The organism is Phyllobacterium sp. 0TCS1.6A (assembly GCF_026420825.1).
GTDB lineage: Bacteria > Pseudomonadota > Alphaproteobacteria > Rhizobiales > Rhizobiaceae > Phyllobacterium.
The window spans coordinates 203,242-218,677 of record NZ_JAPMAB010000009.1; the positions used below are offsets into that span (position 1 = coordinate 203,242).

Consider the following 15,436-nt stretch of genomic DNA (forward strand, 5'->3'; position numbering starts at 1 on the left):
GATGCCTGCGAACGAACGGAAGGAAGTGGCGTAGTGAACTCCTTTCAAGGAATAAAAAGCGAAGGTTAACAAGTCTCTACCGAGACCGATGAAGTCGATGAAATTTAGATGGTCGATGCCTGCGCACAAGCAAACGGGCGCAGCCGCAGCTACGCCCGTTTGGCCGGAAATGCTTGCGATAGGATCGAGAGCCTAGGCCTGGTGCCGGGCGAGGATGGTGGCGGGTTGCTGCGCCACCTGACTATGGGCATCGATCCCGGTGGCGACGACGGAAACGCGGAAGACGCCTTCGAGCGCATCATCGAATGTGGCGCCAAGGATGATGTTGGCCTGGTCGTCGACTTCCTCGCGGATACGGCTTGCCGCTTCGTCCACTTCGAAGAGCGTCATGTCGCGGCCGCCCGATATCGAAACCAGCACGCCCTTGGCGCCCTTCATGGATTCGACGTCGAGCAGGGGATTTGCGATGGCGGCTTCGGCCGCCGCCTGGGCGCGGCCCTGGCCCGTGCCTTCGCCCGTGCCCATCATGGCGCGGCCCATGTCGCGCATGACCGCGCGCACGTCGGCAAAATCGAGGTTGATGAGGCCCTCGCGCACCATCAGGTCGGTGATGCAGGCGACGCCCGAAAAAAGCACGCGGTCGGCAATGGCGAAGGCATCGGCGAACGTGGTCGTTGCGCTGGCGACGCGGAAGAGGTTCTGGTTGGGAATGACGATCAATGTGTCGGCGCTGTCGCGCAATGCCTCGAGGCCTTCCTCGGCCATCCGCATGCGCCGCGTCCCTTCGAAGGAAAACGGCTTGGTCACCACACCCACCGTCAGGATGCCGGCCGAACGTGCGGCGCGGGCGATGACCGGCGCGGCACCTGTGCCCGTACCGCCACCCATGCCGGCGGTGACGAAGCACATATGGGTGCCGGTCAGGTGATCCATGATCTCGTCGATGCTTTCCTCGGCGGCAGCTCGGCCGATTTCGGGATGAGAACCGGCACCGAGCCCCTGCGTGACATTCGCGCCCAGCTGAATCAGCCGCGTGGCCTTGGACGTCGACAGCGCCTGCGCATCCGTATTGGCCACGATGAACTGGGTCCCCTGCAAATTCTCGCGGATCATGTTGTTCACCGCATTGCCGCCGCCCCCGCCGACGCCGAACACGGCGATGTTCGGTTTCATCTCGGAAATTTCCGGCTTCTGCAGGTTGATCGACATGGTCCAATCCTTATTTCGCGCTGGTGATCCCGTTCAAGATGGAGCGCCTCGTTCCAAGATATGCTCTCGATGAGAATCAAAAATAGCCGATATCCCCGAGCGGCCGCAAAGAATCAGATGGTTGACGGCGACGCAAGCCCTCAATTGTGTCTAAACTCGGCGAAAGCGTGTCTGAAGGGTGCGTTTTAGCCGCTTATCCAGCGATAATACCACCAGCCCGAAGTCAACGGACGGCGTGAATGGCCTCGCGCGCGGCGCCCGGCGGATGTCCCATTATGCGCTTGAAGGCACGGCTGAACGCAGCCTGGGAACCATAGCCAAGGCGGAAGGCCACGGTCTCGATCGCCATCCGGTCGCGGGCAATCCATTGTGCCGCCAGCCGCATGCGGAGTTCGGTCAGATAGCGGACCGGCGTCATGCCCGTCACGTTGAGGAAACGTTCGGCGAAAACCGAGCGCGAACTGCCCATCTCGGCGGCGAGTTCGGCAAGCGTCCAGTTCCTTCCCGGGTCCCTATGCAGCGCGGCGATGACGCGACCAAGGCGCGGATCCCGCAATGCCTCCACCCAACCAGTTGCATCGCCGCAGCCGCACTCAACCCATGCGCGCACGATGAAGGCCGAGACGACATCGGCGAGGCGGGCCAGTATGCCGGCGAAACCGGCCCTTTCGCTGCGTGCTTCCCGCTCCATCGCCTCCAGTATCGGCAGGACTTCTGGATAGCGGTCCAGTAATGTGTGAACGAACATGGCCTCCGGCATCAGCCCCACCAGCGGATGCATGGTGCCGAGATCGAACTCCATGCAGCCGCTGAATATCAGGGCATCGGAGGGCTGGCACGTATCGGTCGAGCAGGCCCTGATCGCGGTCACGCTGGGGCATAGCGGGGCGCCCTCATAGCCGGCGACATCGCGGCACGGCATATCCGGATGGGACACGAGGTCATGCGCGCCGCCGCGCGGCAGCAATACGGCGTCGCCCGTGTTCATCTCCTCGATACTGCCATTGCCGTAGCGGAGAAAGACCGGGCCTCGCGCGACGAAATGGAATTGCGAGCGTCCCGCCACAGTGCCGTAGCGCAGGCCGAAGGGCGGCGTGATCTGGATGCGGCGGTAGTCAAGACCGTAGAGCCGCATCCCCATCAGAAGCTCGCTGACGAGATCGGGCAGGACAGACGCATCCTTTGGCGCAGACGAATATGGCTCGGACTTACGATCAAGCATGTCCGATTTTATGGCATGGAACGTCCGGCCCGTCCATCCCAATCTTGTTGTCGGCTTGTTGTCGTCTTGTTGCCTGCTCGATCATTGGGCAATTGCGACGTGGTGGAGCCCGTGCGGCATCGGGATTCTCCCGCGGCGCAGCAATGAGGGCGTCTCGCCCTTCACCACCTCGAATACCTCTATTCCGGCACCTATGCCCTCCTTTTGTCCCTCATGGTCCTGGAACACGGTCACGAGCAGCTTGTCGCCGGTCAGGTCGAAAGTGGCTCCCTCCGGCAATACGCCTTCGAACGGATAGTCGCCGATCTTCGCAAGGCCGCCAGTGTCCGGGTCGAGGCTCAGCAGAGAGACCGTCGCCTCGCGCGTAAACCGCGATGAACTCGGTGGAAATGCCGTCGTTCTCATATTGACCGTGGCGACTAGGCGTCCGTCAGGGCTGATCGCAATCCCCTCCGCAGCAATGTCGGATTCCGCATTCTCGACCTTCTCATGTCTGGCTTCGCCCGCCGCCGCCGTCTCGGCGAAACGGATTACTGTCATGCCCGATCGGCGGTCCGGAATACGCCCGTCGAGATCGGTGGCCGAGAAATCCCTTCCCCAGTCCGAAGTGATGTAGAAACGCCCGTCCGGAGTGAAGCGGCCGACAAAGGGATCAGCCCCGACATCGACGATATTGCCCCACGGCTTCAGGACATGCCTGCCATCCGCCTCGTCGACGGCGAGGAAGGCGATCCTGTTCTGCGTATTGATATTGATGGCGAGAAAGCGCCCGGAAGGATGCCACTGCACATTCGTCGCCGTCACGCCGCCGCGTGGCGTTCCGGCCGTGCCCTTGATGCCAAGCTCTGCCAGATCGAATGTTTCCACAGCACCGAAACGGCCGCCGGAATAGCTGATGAGCTGCACCAGGCTCGCTTCCCGGGTGTTGGATACGACTGCGATCCGCCGGCCAGAGGGATCGATCGCAAGGGCCTCGGGAAAATCTGCGATCTTCTGCGTATCGGCTTGCCGCGGTGCGGTCTTGTCGGAAAGATCGATGGCGAAGACCCTGTTGCCGGGCCGCAGATCCTTGACGAGCCGCGTATCCTCCGTCCGCTCGGCCAGCCGCTCGGTCACGAAGGCGGTCCGCCCGTCCGGTGTCAGCGCCAGGACTTCCGGCGCAGCGGTAACCGAATTGGAGACCGGCAGTTCCGCCCGCTGCAGCTTGCCATCCGCGACACTCAGTATGGACAACACGTCCCGATATTCTGCTTCGCGCGGCGCGAGCACGCCGTTCGCATAGGACTGCGCAACAAAGTCGCCATCCGATATGGCGGCGATGGTTCCTGCCGGGACAGGCGGCAATGCGACACTGGTTTCCTGCGCATGCGCGCTGCCAGCAAGACAAGCCGCAACTGATAACAAGGTCGATAGTCGCTTCATCTCGTACTCCTCGGGCTAGGGTCGAGTGAAAGCTAACGCGAATCGTGATAGGCATCCAATCGCGATTCATGCGATAGTGATAAGCAAACACAATCAGGGATGGCCATGGACATACGCTCGCTGGAATGCTTCATCGTCGTGGCCGAGGAGCTGCACTTTCATCGGGCAGCGGCTCGGCTCAACATCACCCAGCCGGCCCTCAGCCAGCGCATCCGCGCATTGGAGCATGAAGTCGGCGTTGCATTGCTGGAGCGCGACCGACGAAGCGTCTCGGTGACGGCTGCCGGAAGCGCCTTTCTCGGGCCGGCCCGCACGGCCCTCGCCAGCGCCCGGAATGCCCGGGCGGAGGCGTTGCGTGCCGCGCGCGGCGAGGTCGGCCGCCTGAGGCTTGGCTTCACCGTGATCGCCTTTTATGGCTTCCTGCCGGAGGCGGTGCGCGTCTTCCGGGAGCGCCATCCCGATGTGCTTGTCGAACTTGCCGAGATGAATTCGCCATCGCTGGAGGCCGCCCTGGTGGCTGGCAGCATCGACATTGCCATGCTCCACCCGCCGATCGAAATGCCGGGGCTGTCATTGACCGCGATGCCCAGCCAGCGGCTCGTCCTTGCCATGCCGGCCAATCACCCGCTCGCCGGCAGTCCGGTGGTCTCGGTCAAGGATATTGGAGGCGCACCGTTTCTGGCCGCTCCAAGGCATATCGGGCCGCATTTCTACGATCGGGTCATTGCAATGTTCCGGGAACAAGACGTCGCCCTCAACATCGTCCAGGAAGTGTCCCCCATGACGACGCTTGCCGGCCTCGTCGCAGCGGGAGCAGGGATGGGCTTCGTGACGGAAGGGATTGCAGCCCTGCGCCGCCCCGGCATTGTCTACAAATCCGTCACGCCCCAGCCGCCGGAGCTGCCGCTTGCCGCGGCGTGGATGGGCAGGGAGCCGACTGCGGTGAGCCGGCGGTTCATGGCCGTGGTCGATGAACTCGCCTGGCCCGCTACGCCCTGACCTCGTTCCAGATTCCCGTTGCGAGGGCATTGGGCGACCAGCCGCCGCTTTCAACGTCAAGGCGCAGCGGCAGAGCATCATATCGACGCTGGATTTTCCGTGGGCGGAACCGCCAGAAAAGTTCGGCGCCTTCGAGATAGGGCATCGTCCGCCCATCGATGATCTCCGCCTCGCCGGTCATTTGCAGCAATTGCCCGTTTTCGACAAAGACCAGTCCGGCACGGCCATTGGCCAGGATATTGCCGAGCGTATTGTAGAAGCGGTTGCCGGTGAATTCGGGGATGGCAAGGCTGCCGTCCTCCTCCAGCCTTATGAAGCCGGGCCGGCCGCCGCGGTGCGAGACATCGACCTGCCGCGCGCCATCCTTGCGATCGACATAGGAAGCGACGAAGAAGGTATCGGCCCGCCCGACGAGCTCGCGCGCGGGCCTGTCGAGTTCGCTCATAAGCTCCGTCGTCCCCGCATAGGGCGCATCCGGATCGGCGACAAATTCCATGCTGCGGAGCTGAATATATTTCGGGCAATTGCCGAAACTCTGTTCCACGCCGATATCAAAGCCGTTGCCGGCGCTGCGTGACAATCTGCCATTCAGCCTGTTGCGCCGCCTTGTGCGCAGGTCGATGCCGAGAAGAGCCACCGGTGCACCATCCTCCATGCCGGCATCGGCCGGATCGGTCGGATCACGCTGCAATTCGACATGCAGGGTTTGCGGGTCAGGCGATGCGAGAAAGCCGGGATAGCCGGCCCTCACGCTCGCCCAGACATCTCCGGCCGGATCGACAGCGCCAAGGACTGCCATCGGCAGCAGCGGGTAGAACTCCCGGTGCTGGTCGATAAGCTCGCGGCGAATGACTTTCCTGCCGATCTCGGCCATGCGCTCGGCGACACCCTGGAGCCGCTGCAGCGCGATCTCGCCATCGTGCCAGGAGTCCTGGTCGTTCGCGCCAATTGCCATCGCACCCGTCCTTCTGCTCAGGCCGCGCTTGCGACCGGCGTTTCCACGAAAGGCACGAAGCCCGGCAGGTCCTCCACACGCTTCAGCCATGCGCCAACCGACTGGTAGGGCGAAAGATCGACGCCGCCCTCCGGAGCGCGTGCGACATAGCTATAGAGCGCAATGTCGGCAATGGTCGGATTGCGGCCGACGATCCACGGGCGGGAGGCCAGTTCCGAATTCATCAGGACCAGGATGTCATGGGCCCTGCCAATGACTTCTTCCGGGCGGAACGGGGCGTTGAAAAGAGTGATCAGTCGCGCCGCCGCCGGACCGAATGCCACTTGTCCGGCAGCCACCGACAGCCAGCGCTGCACCAGCGCGGCGCTGGCGGCATCCTCCGGCAGCCAGTCCGTCCGACCGAACTTCTTGGCGAGATAGACCAGGATCGCGTTGGAATCCGCGATTACGGTCTCGCCATCGACGAGCACCGGAATCTGGCCGAACGGATTGAGCTTGAGAAAGGCGTCCGACTTGTGCTCCCGGCCCTTCAGATCCACTTCGATCAACTCGTAATCCGCCTGGAGAAGAGCCAGGAACAGGTGCGCCCGATGGCAGTGGCCCGAGATGGGATGATAATAAAGCTGCATGGCTGGCCTCCTTCGATAGTTGCTGCGTGAAATCTGATTGCTTTCTCTCGTCAACTCAATCCATATGTAATGCAGTTCACTATTGCATATTCTGAAATAATGGAGGCATGGGATGGACCGCCTTGAGGCCATGCGCATATTCGGATCCGTGGCGGAACATCAGGGTTTCGCCAGCGCCGCCAAATCGCTCGGCATGAGCGCCGCCAGCGTCACCCGCGCCGTGGCATCGCTCGAGCAGGCCATCGGCGCGCGGCTGCTGATCCGGACGACGCGATCCGTAAAGCTGACGGAGGTCGGCTACCGCTATCTGCAGGACAGCCGGCGAATTCTCGCCGAGGTCAAGGAGGCCGAGGCCCAGGCTGCCGGTAGTTTTTCGGCGCCGGCAGGCACGCTGACGTTGACCGCGCCGGCGCTGTTCGGCCGGCACTACGTGCTGCCGATCCTGCTCGAATTTCTCGACCTGCATCCGGCGATCAATGTGCGGACGGTATTTGTCGACAGGGTCACCAATCTCATCGACGAAGGCATCGACATTGCGGTGCGGATCGCGCACCTGCCGGATTCCGGCCTGAGCGCCTCAAGGGTGGGCCATGTCACCCGGGTCATGTGCGGGGCGCCATCCTATTTCGAGGCCCATGGCGTGCCGCAAGTGCCGGATGATCTACGTGCTCACCGGTTGATCGCACGCATCGGCATATTCGGCGCGCAGGAATGGACCTTTGGCCGAAACTCGGAAATCCGCGTTCCCGCAAACAGCCGTTTTGTCTGCAACACCAATGACGCGGCGATCGATGCTTGCGTCATGGGGTGGGGCATATCGCGCTTCCTTTCCTATCAGGTGGCGCCGGATATCCTTTCGGGCAGGCTGCAGCGCGTGCTGGCTGAGTACGAGGAGGAGCCGGTGCCCATCCACATCATCCATGCGGAGGGGCGCACGGCTTCCGCCCGCGTGCGGGCCTTCGTCGATTTCGCGACGAAGCGCCTGCGTGCCAATCGCCACATCAATGGCTGACGCCAGCCTAATTGGGCGGGAAGATCGACGTTTCCTTTGGGCGATGATACTTCCCCGGGAAGTTATAGCCATGATAGAATGCCCATAGACCGACGCCCCTGAGGCTCATCGTCTCGGTATAGTGGCTATTCATCGCCCCCGGTCCGGGAAACGGCGCATCCTTTGGCTGCCAATCCGGGGGAGGCGGGGGTGCCTTCCCCAGATCTTCAAGCGGCACGCCGATTTCGCGTCTCGGATAGGAATAGGGCTTGTTGAAGCGATAATCGTTCGGGAAGGTCATCGCAAACCCTCCGGTCTTGCCGTTCTTGTCATATTCGTCGGCCACGGTTTCCAGCGCCTGGATGAACTCGGCCGCCGAATCCTTGCTGAGCGTGTTCAGGTAGTTGACGACAGACGGCCCATCCGTCTCGCACCACCTGCGGGCAAATTCGTCGATTCTCGACGGCATATCCTCCTGATCGGCGATCAGTTCGGCGATTTCCGGCCGGATATCTGCGCCTTTCAGGTAGTTTTCGGTGTCGGTTTCGCGCTGATTTTCTGCTTTCCAGCTGCCATAGGCCATGTTGGCGATCGATGCGACCACTGTAATCGCCAGCGAGGCGGGCGTTACCCATTTCGGCGTCGCGAAGAAAGCAACCATTCCGTCCGCCACCGTCTGCACGCCAAAAATGGCGGCTTCCGCATATTTGCCGTCCGACAGGTTCGAGACCGTATAGGCCGCGTCGATGCCGACCCAGCCCTTCAGGTACATGCCGGTCGATTTCGTCCAGAGATCGCGCTCCACCTTGACGAAGTCCGTCAGCTTGTCGATTCGCCCGCCCTGCATCTTCGGGTTGAGCGCTACGGCTGCCTGACCGAGACCGCCAAGAAATTCAGCACTGTGCCGCGCCGTCGCCGTGGAGAAGGCGAGGCCATAGGCGGTGCCCCAGAAATCCTTGTTCTGGAACATGGCATCGACATGGAAGCCGCCGAGGATCGAGCTGGCGAAGCGGTAGTTGAAGCCGAACCTGGTGGTGGAGTTGAAACCGCCGACGGGCTTCGGCCCACCGCTGGCGCTCGGACCGGCGGACGGACCTTTCGGCGCCGGCTGCCCGGACTGCGCGGCATAGCGGCTCGAATCGTGGATCTGGCTCATATTGCGTCCGGCAATATCATGGGTCAGGTCCAGCCCGGCGCGAAGGGTCCACCACGGCGTCACGCCCGGCAGATCCGGCCGCTCCACACGCGCGTCGTTGGTCGAGATCCTCACCACCTCGTCCGATCCCATGTCGAGCGCAAAGCCGAGGCTTTCGCGCTTCTCCTTGTCGTCGTCGGCCTTCGACAGCGTATCCTTCAGGCCCTTGAAGTTCTTCAGATCCTTCAACTGTTCGTCATAGGCCGAAACCGCTGCCTGCGCCCGCCAGAGCGCGCGGCCATCCTCCTGGACCGTCGCCAGGCTGTCATCGAACTTTTTCGCACCTTCCGGATTGCCCTCGCGCGCCGCCTTCATGGCCGCGGGCTTGTCGGCATCGGTGACCAGTTTGCCGGGGTTCTTCTCCAGCGCGATGAACGGTTCCCTTGCCTTGCCGAAGGCGTCCACGTCATGCTGTGTCCTGTCGCGCAGTTGCGTGATGCCTTGCTTCGCCGATTTCGCCAGCCCATCCGCATAGTCGGTCCGCTTGAGGTTCTTCATCTGTGTCGCGGTCGCCAGCGTGAGGACGGTTCCGTTGCGCTCCGATACGACCCATTCGAACGCCTTGGTCACATCGTGGATCGGCCGCTCGCCGGTCTCGTATTTCATGTCGTCATAGTCCGGCAGCGCCTGGGCCAGCGTAAACGAAACCTTCTTGATGGCGTCTTCGCCCTTGTCGGACCCCGCCGCCGTTTCATAGGCCGCCGAAAGATCGCCCAGCACCGCGACGAATGTATTGTCGCTGCGCATGTCCTTGTCCTTGCGCGAATGGTCAAGGAAGGCCTTGTCGCCCTTCAGCAGGTCGGCGACATTGCTGGTGGAGTTCGGCGGCAGTTTCTCCCGCGCCTCGGTGCCAAGATCGGTCGCTACCTTGGTCATCGTCAGGTCGGATGCCAGCAAAATACGCCCGGCGAGCTCCGAGGGAACGCCCTCGGTCTGCTTCCTTGCCTCGAAGGCGGCGGCAGGTGCACCGCCGCGCTCGTAGGCCTCGTCTATGAGCTTGGCCGGCTTGTCGACCAGTTCCCGCTTCGTCGCCGCATCCAGCGCCTTGTAGTAGTTCTCATCCTTGGGCCCGAAATTGGCGAGCGTCAGCACGCGCCCCGTGACATCCGTCTGCCGTTGGTCCGGGCTCTTGCCCTTGCCGATCTCCGGAAGCTGCCTGGCTGCCTCGTCGGTGACGGCCGCCCACGCCTTGTCCGCTTCCTTGCCGGCATCGTCCGCCTTGTCGGCGGATGACTTGTCGCCCTTGGCGACCGCTTCCTTCAACGTGTCGGCGGTCTTCTGCTTCGCCTGCGCCGTTTCCGTCAGGGCCAGCAGATTGTCGAAGTTCTCCGGCGTCCTGCCCACCGCCTTCAATTCGCTGCGCACCGCATTGGCGGCACTGTCGACGATGGTATGGAACCGCGTCTGATCCGGCGCGCGATCCTTTATCTCCTTGACCGCCGCATCCAGGGCCTTCTGCGGCGCGCCGCCCTCGCGCGTTACATAGCGCAACTCGGTCTCGACCAGCGGCTTGAGGCTCTGCCAGGCCTCGTCGCGCATCGCTTGCGCGCCATAACCCTTCGGCAGCTTCTTGATTCCGTCGAGCGCTTTCATCTGCTGTTCAAACGCGTCGGTGCGCACGGGATCGAGAATGTTGATCTTCGTGCCGGCATCGATGATGTTTTCATTCTTGATGATCGGATTGGCGCGCAGCAGGTTCGTCACGCTCGTATTGGACTCCTGCGAAATTTGCGCCAGCCTGTCGCCGTTCTCGATCGTATATTGCGTCTGTCCGGTCGGACTCCTGCTCGGATCGACCGGCCTGGTCGCGCTTTCCTTCAGTATGGCATCGAAACGAGCTTCGATATCCGACGATGTTCTCCATACACGGCTGAATATGCTGTTCGTGCCAAACGACATGGCTCCCTCCCCAATGCGTGACTGAATGCGCAATAGGTCGGATTCGACTTCAGATCAACAAGTATACAATCATATATTATTTCCATGCTGACAGATTTGATGATAAATTGTATCATTACATCAGATGTTAATGCTGTTTTATTATTGGCATCCAGTATTGTATCATTACAATACTGAACTGATCCGCATTACTCCGGACGCGCAGCACGCCAGCCATATTGCTTGATGCAATCTTCCAGCGCTGCCAGCGCCTCGGAGAGATGCCTCGCCTCCACGCCGCCGATACTGCTCAGCAGGCGCCGTTGAAATATCTGGGCCGACGCTGCGAGCTTGTCGTAGGCGCTCGTTCCGGCCGGCGTCAGTTCGAGATGCTCGATACGCCTGTCGGTCTCGTCCCGCGCGCGCTTCAGCCAATGCCGTTTTTCGAGCCCCTGCACCGCACGGCTCACCTTTGTCTTGTGCATCGACGAATGCTGGCCGATCTCCCTGGCGGTGCGCGAACCGAACTGGCCGAGCGTCGCCAGCACGCGCCATTCGGGGCGGGTGAGGCCATATTCATCGCGATAGTGGCGTGCAAATCCCTGGCTTATGCCCTCGGCGACCTTGTTCAGCCGATAGGGGATGAAGTCCTCGAGAACCAGCGGTTCCTGCCCTCTGCCGGCCATGCCCGATCCTTCCTGTTGATGGTTACAAAATAATAGTCGCAAATGTAACCAGTTTCAGCGGGAGGAGCTACAATGAACCTTTCCTACATGCCGGGTTTCGGCAACGACTTCGAAACGGAGTCCCTTCCGGGTGCCCTGCCGCAGGGGCAGAACTCGCCGCAGCGCTGCGCCTATGGGCTTTACGCGGAGCAATTGTCCGGATCGCCCTTCACCGCCCCGCGCGGCATCAACGAGCGGTCCTGGCTTTACCGGATCAGGCCATCCGTCAAGCATAGCGGCCGCTTCCGGCGCCGGGAGCGGAACACATGGAAAACCGCTCCCAACCTGAACGATCACGAGCTTCCCATCGGGCAGCTGCGCTGGGACCCGACGCCGATGCCCGGGCAGCCGACCGACTTCCTCGCCGCCATCCGCACGATCACGACGGCGGGCGATGTCCACGGCCAGACCGGCATGGCCGCCCACGTCTATACCGCCAATCAGGACATGGAGGACGACTATTTCTTCGATGCGGATGGCGAATTGCTGCTGGTGCCGGAGAAGGGCAGGCTCCATGTCTTCACGGAGATGGGCCGCATCGAGATCGAACCGTCGGAAATCTGCGTGATACCGCGCGGCATGATGTTCAAGGTCGCGCTGCCCGATGGCGAGGCGCGCGGCTATATATGCGAAAACTATGGCGCGAAGTTCACCTTGCCCGATCGTGGACCGATCGGCGCCAATTGCCTCGCCAATCCGCGCGATTTCAAGACGCCGGTCGCCGCCTTCGAGGAGAAGGAGACACCCTGCCGGCTGCATGTGAAATGGTGCGGGAATTTCTACGAGACGGTGCTGGACCATTCGCCGCTCGACGTCGTGGCCTGGCACGGAAATTATGCGCCCTACAAATACGACCTGCGCCATTTCTCTCCGGTCGGCGCGATCCTGTTCGATCATCCCGATCCGTCGATCTTCACTGTACTGACTGCGCCATCCGGCGAGGAGGGGACGGCGAATGTCGATTTCGTCATCTTTCCGCCCCGCTGGCTGGTGGCGGAACACAGTTTCCGCCCGCCCTGGTATCATCGCAACGTCATGTCGGAATTCATGGGACTTATCTACGGCCAGTATGATGCCAAGGAGCGCGGCTTTGTTCCGGGCGGCATGAGCCTGCACAACATGATGCTCGCGCATGGGCCGGATGCCATGGGCTTTGAAAAGGCCACCCGCGCCGATCTCCAGCCGCAGCGACTGAAGGATACGATGGCATTCATGTTCGAAACCCGGTTTCCGCAGCATCTGACGCGTTTCGCGGCCGAACTCGGCTCGCGGCAGGACGATTATGCCGATTGCTGGAAGGACCTGAAGAAGCGTTTCAACGGCACGCCCGAGGGAGACTGGTCCGAATGAAGCTCGCATCGCTCAAGGATGGCACGCGCGACGGACGTCTGGTCGTTGTTGCGGCGGACCTCGCTTATTGCACCGACGCGTCGCACATCGCACCGAACCTGCAGGCCGCGCTCGACGAATGGAGCAGCCTCGCCCCGAAATTGCAGCAATTGGCGGAGAGCCTGCGCAACAATGCGGTGCCGATGGAGCGTTTTCACGAACATTCCGCGCTGTCGCCGCTGCCGCGCGCCTATCAATGGGCGGATGGCTCCGCCTATGTCAATCATGTGGAGCTGGTGCGGCGGGCGAGGGGAGCCGAGCTGCCGGCATCGTTCTGGTCCGATCCCTTGATCTATCAGGGAGGCTCCGACAGTTTCCTCGCACCCCGCGAACCGATCCCGCTCGCGGACGAGGCCCACGGGCTCGACATGGAGGGGGAGGTGGCGGTCATCGTCGGCGATGTCCCCGCCGGTATCTCCATCGACGACGCCCGCGCATCGATCCGGCTGGTCATGCTGGTGAATGACGTCAGCCTGCGGGGGCTCATTCCGGCCGAGCTCGCCAAGGGTTTCGGCTTCTTCCAGTCAAAGCCCTCATCGGCGTTTTCCCCGGTTGCGGTGACACCGGACGAGTTGGGCGATGCCTGGGATGGCGGCAAGGTCCACCTTCCCCTGCATGTCGATGTCAATGAGGTCCCGTTCGGCCGCGCCAATGCCGGGATAGACATGACTTTCGATTTTCCGGCCCTCATCGCCCATGCCGCCAGAACGAGGCCATTGGCCGCCGGCACCATCATCGGGTCGGGCACGGTGTCGAACAAGAAGGATGGAGGGCCGGGCGCCCCCGTCGAGGAAGGCGGAGCGGGCTATTCCTGCATCGCCGAACTGCGCATGATCGAAACCATACGCGGCGGAATGGCAACGACGAACTTCCTGCGCTTCGGCGACATCGTGCGCATCGAGATGAGGGACCGCGCCGGGCATTCCATATTCGGCGCAATAGAGCAGCAGGTGGTGCGCCGAGCGGTGCGGCAATGAGCGACGATATCGTTCTCTACGATTACTGGCGCTCCTCGGCGAGCTACCGCGTGCGCATCGCGCTGAACATGCTCGAGCTGGAACATGAGACGGTTGCCGTGGACCTGACGCGCCACGAGCACCGGGAAGCGCCGAACCTCCAACGCAACAAGCAGGGCTTAGTGCCGACGCTGGCTATGGATGGGCGCTTTCTGACGCAGTCGCTCGCGATCATCGAATATCTGGACGAGGTCTATCCCGCTGCGGGGTTTCTGCCGCATGTGCCCTGGGAACGACAAAGGGTGCGGGCGCTCTCGCATGCCATCGCCATGGACATCCACCCGGTCTGCAACATGAGCGTCGTTGTTCATGTGATGGGGCTGGCCGCGGATGGCGAGGCGGCAAGGCTTGAATGGATGCGGACGTTCATCGGCGGCGGGCTGACCGCATTCGAAGCGATGCTCGCCGGGTATGGCACGGGTCTCTTCTGCCATGGCGACAGGCCGGGCATGGCCGATTTCTGCCTCGTCCCGCAGGTTTACAATGCGCGGCGGTGGGGCGTGGAGATCGACCATCTGGGCCGGATCGGCGCCATCGTCGACCGCTGCATGGCGATTGACGCCTTCATCGCGGCCCATCCCGACAATGTGAAACCCCCGGCCGCTACTACTCCGCCGCGTCGGCCTTGATGACGCCACGGCGAATCTGGTCCTCCTCGATCGATTCGAAGAGCGCCCTGAAATTGCCTTCGCCGAAGCCCTCATCGCCCTTGCGCTGAATGAATTCGAAGAAGATCGGCCCGATGACGGTCCTGGAGAATATCTGGAGCAGGATCCTGGTCATGCCGCCATCGACGACACCTTCGCCATCGATGAGGATGCCGTGCTTCCTCATCCGATCGATGGGTTCGTCATGCCCGTTCACGCGTTCATGCGACTTCTCGTAATAGGTCTCCGGCGGGCCGGGCATGAATTTCAGCCCATTGGCGGCCAGCCTGTCGGTGGCATCGTAGATCGCTTCCGTGCCGACGGCGATATGCTGGATGCCTTCGCCCTTGTACTTGCGCAGATATTCCTCGATCTGGCTCTTGTCGTCGGTCGATTCGTTGAGCGGTATGCGGATCTTGCCGCAAGGCGAGGTGATGGCCCGGGAGACCAGGCCGGTGAAGCGGCCGGCAATGTCGAAGAAGTGGATCTGCTTGAAGCCGAACAATTCGCGGTAGAAAGCCCACCATTTGTCCATATTGCCGCGATAGACATTGTGCGTCAGGTGATCGAGGTAATAGAAGCCGACGCCTTCCGGCCTCGGGTTCCGTTCGCCGATCCATTCGAATTCGTCATCATAGGCGGAAGCCTCCGCGCCGTATTTGTCGATGAAATAGAGCAGCGAGCCGCCGATGCCGATAATGGCGGGAACGTTCAGCGCCTTGTCGTCACCCGCATAGGGTTTTGCTCCCCTGGCGACGGCATGATCGAAGGCATGCCGTGCATCGACGACCCGCCAGGCCATGGATGGAGCACAGGGCCCGTGTTCGCCGACGAACTTCATCGCGTGGGACCGGGGCTCGGCATTGATCAGATAGTTGATGTCGCCCTGGCGCCAAAGCTCGATCTTCTTCCGCTTGTGGCGCGCTATCCTGGCATAGCCCATTCTGGTGAAGAGCGCTTCCAGCTCTGCCGGTTCCGGATGAGCGAATTCGACGAACTCGAACCCATCGGTTCCGGCCGGGTTGTTTGCATCAATGGTCGCCTTCGGTGCGTCATGCGGAAACGGGCCCATCTTCTTCCTCCATATTCAAGAGGAGTATGGCGCAGACTGGTCGCAATGTGTTTGCATTCTGGCCCGCCGGAAGTAACAATTATGCAT

At 61.9% G+C, this 15,436-nt stretch carries 12 protein-coding genes and 1 pseudogene; 5 read left to right on the top strand and 8 right to left on the bottom strand.

Going from position 1 to position 15,436, the window contains the following annotated elements:
• Positions 1-225: 225 nt before the first annotated feature.
• From ftsZ to OSJ75_RS18705, 3 genes and pseudogenes are all read right to left on the bottom strand, one after another.
• Positions 226-1,209, bottom strand: a pseudogene (ftsZ, locus tag OSJ75_RS18695) (cell division protein FtsZ); the annotation flags it as partial.
• Between the two features lie 223 nt (positions 1,210-1,432).
• A complete protein-coding gene (locus OSJ75_RS18700; RefSeq protein WP_267229079.1) occupies positions 1,433-2,431 on the bottom strand; it encodes an AraC family transcriptional regulator in 999 nt (332 codons plus the stop codon).
• Between the two features lie 81 nt (positions 2,432-2,512).
• Complete coding sequence (locus tag OSJ75_RS18705; RefSeq protein ID WP_267229080.1) at positions 2,513-3,853, bottom strand: lactonase family protein; 1,341 nt, start codon at positions 3,851-3,853, stop codon at positions 2,513-2,515.
• Between the two features lie 105 nt (positions 3,854-3,958).
• Between OSJ75_RS18705 and OSJ75_RS18710 the strand changes: the two genes are divergently transcribed.
• Positions 3,959-4,852 (top strand): LysR family transcriptional regulator, encoded by an 894-nt coding sequence (locus tag OSJ75_RS18710; protein ID WP_267229081.1) that lies wholly within the window; start codon positions 3,959-3,961, stop codon positions 4,850-4,852.
• On the opposite strand, the gene OSJ75_RS18715 is transcribed toward OSJ75_RS18710, so the two are convergent.
• Positions 4,842-5,807, bottom strand: coding sequence for a pyridoxamine 5'-phosphate oxidase family protein (locus tag OSJ75_RS18715; protein WP_267229082.1), 966 nt, complete (start codon positions 5,805-5,807; stop codon positions 4,842-4,844). The two genes, OSJ75_RS18710 and OSJ75_RS18715, sit on opposite strands and share 11 nt — an antisense overlap.
• A 17-nt stretch (positions 5,808-5,824) precedes the next feature.
• Complete coding sequence (locus OSJ75_RS18720) at positions 5,825-6,436, bottom strand: glutathione S-transferase family protein (RefSeq protein ID WP_267229083.1); 612 nt, start codon at positions 6,434-6,436, stop codon at positions 5,825-5,827.
• A gap of 112 nt (positions 6,437-6,548) precedes the next feature.
• On the opposite strand from OSJ75_RS18720, the gene OSJ75_RS18725 reads away from it, so the two are divergent.
• Positions 6,549-7,448 carry a LysR family transcriptional regulator gene (locus OSJ75_RS18725; RefSeq protein WP_250019725.1) on the top strand — a complete coding sequence of 300 codons (900 nt, stop codon included), beginning with the start codon at positions 6,549-6,551 and terminating at the stop codon, positions 7,446-7,448.
• 7 nt (positions 7,449-7,455) lie between these two features.
• Here the strand turns inward: OSJ75_RS18725 and OSJ75_RS18730 are convergent, their stop codons facing one another.
• A complete protein-coding gene (locus OSJ75_RS18730; RefSeq protein WP_267229084.1) occupies positions 7,456-10,521 on the bottom strand; it encodes a LysM peptidoglycan-binding domain-containing protein in 3,066 nt (1,021 codons plus the stop codon).
• 188 nt (positions 10,522-10,709) lie between these two features.
• Positions 10,710-11,186 (bottom strand): MarR family winged helix-turn-helix transcriptional regulator, encoded by a 477-nt coding sequence (locus OSJ75_RS18735; protein WP_250019723.1) that lies wholly within the window; start codon positions 11,184-11,186, stop codon positions 10,710-10,712.
• A gap of 72 nt (positions 11,187-11,258) precedes the next feature.
• Here OSJ75_RS18735 and hmgA point away from each other — a divergent pair, with 72 nt between their 5' ends.
• Genes hmgA through maiA form a run of 3 tightly spaced genes read left to right on the top strand, consistent with a single transcriptional unit; the run spans position 11,259 to position 14,259 of the window.
• Positions 11,259-12,575, top strand: a complete 1,317-nt coding sequence (gene hmgA, locus OSJ75_RS18740; RefSeq protein WP_250019722.1) for a homogentisate 1,2-dioxygenase — start codon at positions 11,259-11,261, stop codon at positions 12,573-12,575.
• The gene (locus OSJ75_RS18745) at positions 12,572-13,591 is read left to right on the top strand and encodes a fumarylacetoacetate hydrolase family protein (RefSeq protein ID WP_267229085.1); all 1,020 of its coding nucleotides are present in this window, start codon (positions 12,572-12,574) and stop codon (positions 13,589-13,591) included. The genes hmgA and OSJ75_RS18745 overlap by 4 nt, the downstream gene beginning before the upstream one ends.
• Positions 13,588-14,259 carry a maleylacetoacetate isomerase gene (gene maiA / locus OSJ75_RS18750; RefSeq protein ID WP_267229086.1) on the top strand — a complete coding sequence of 224 codons (672 nt, stop codon included), beginning with the start codon at positions 13,588-13,590 and terminating at the stop codon, positions 14,257-14,259. Before OSJ75_RS18745 ends, maiA begins: the two co-directional genes overlap by 4 nt.
• On the opposite strand, the gene hppD is transcribed toward maiA, so the two are convergent.
• Positions 14,237-15,349, bottom strand: a complete 1,113-nt coding sequence (gene hppD, locus OSJ75_RS18755; protein ID WP_267229087.1) for a 4-hydroxyphenylpyruvate dioxygenase — start codon at positions 15,347-15,349, stop codon at positions 14,237-14,239. The two genes, maiA and hppD, sit on opposite strands and share 23 nt — an antisense overlap.
• Positions 15,350-15,436 lie beyond the last annotated feature (87 nt).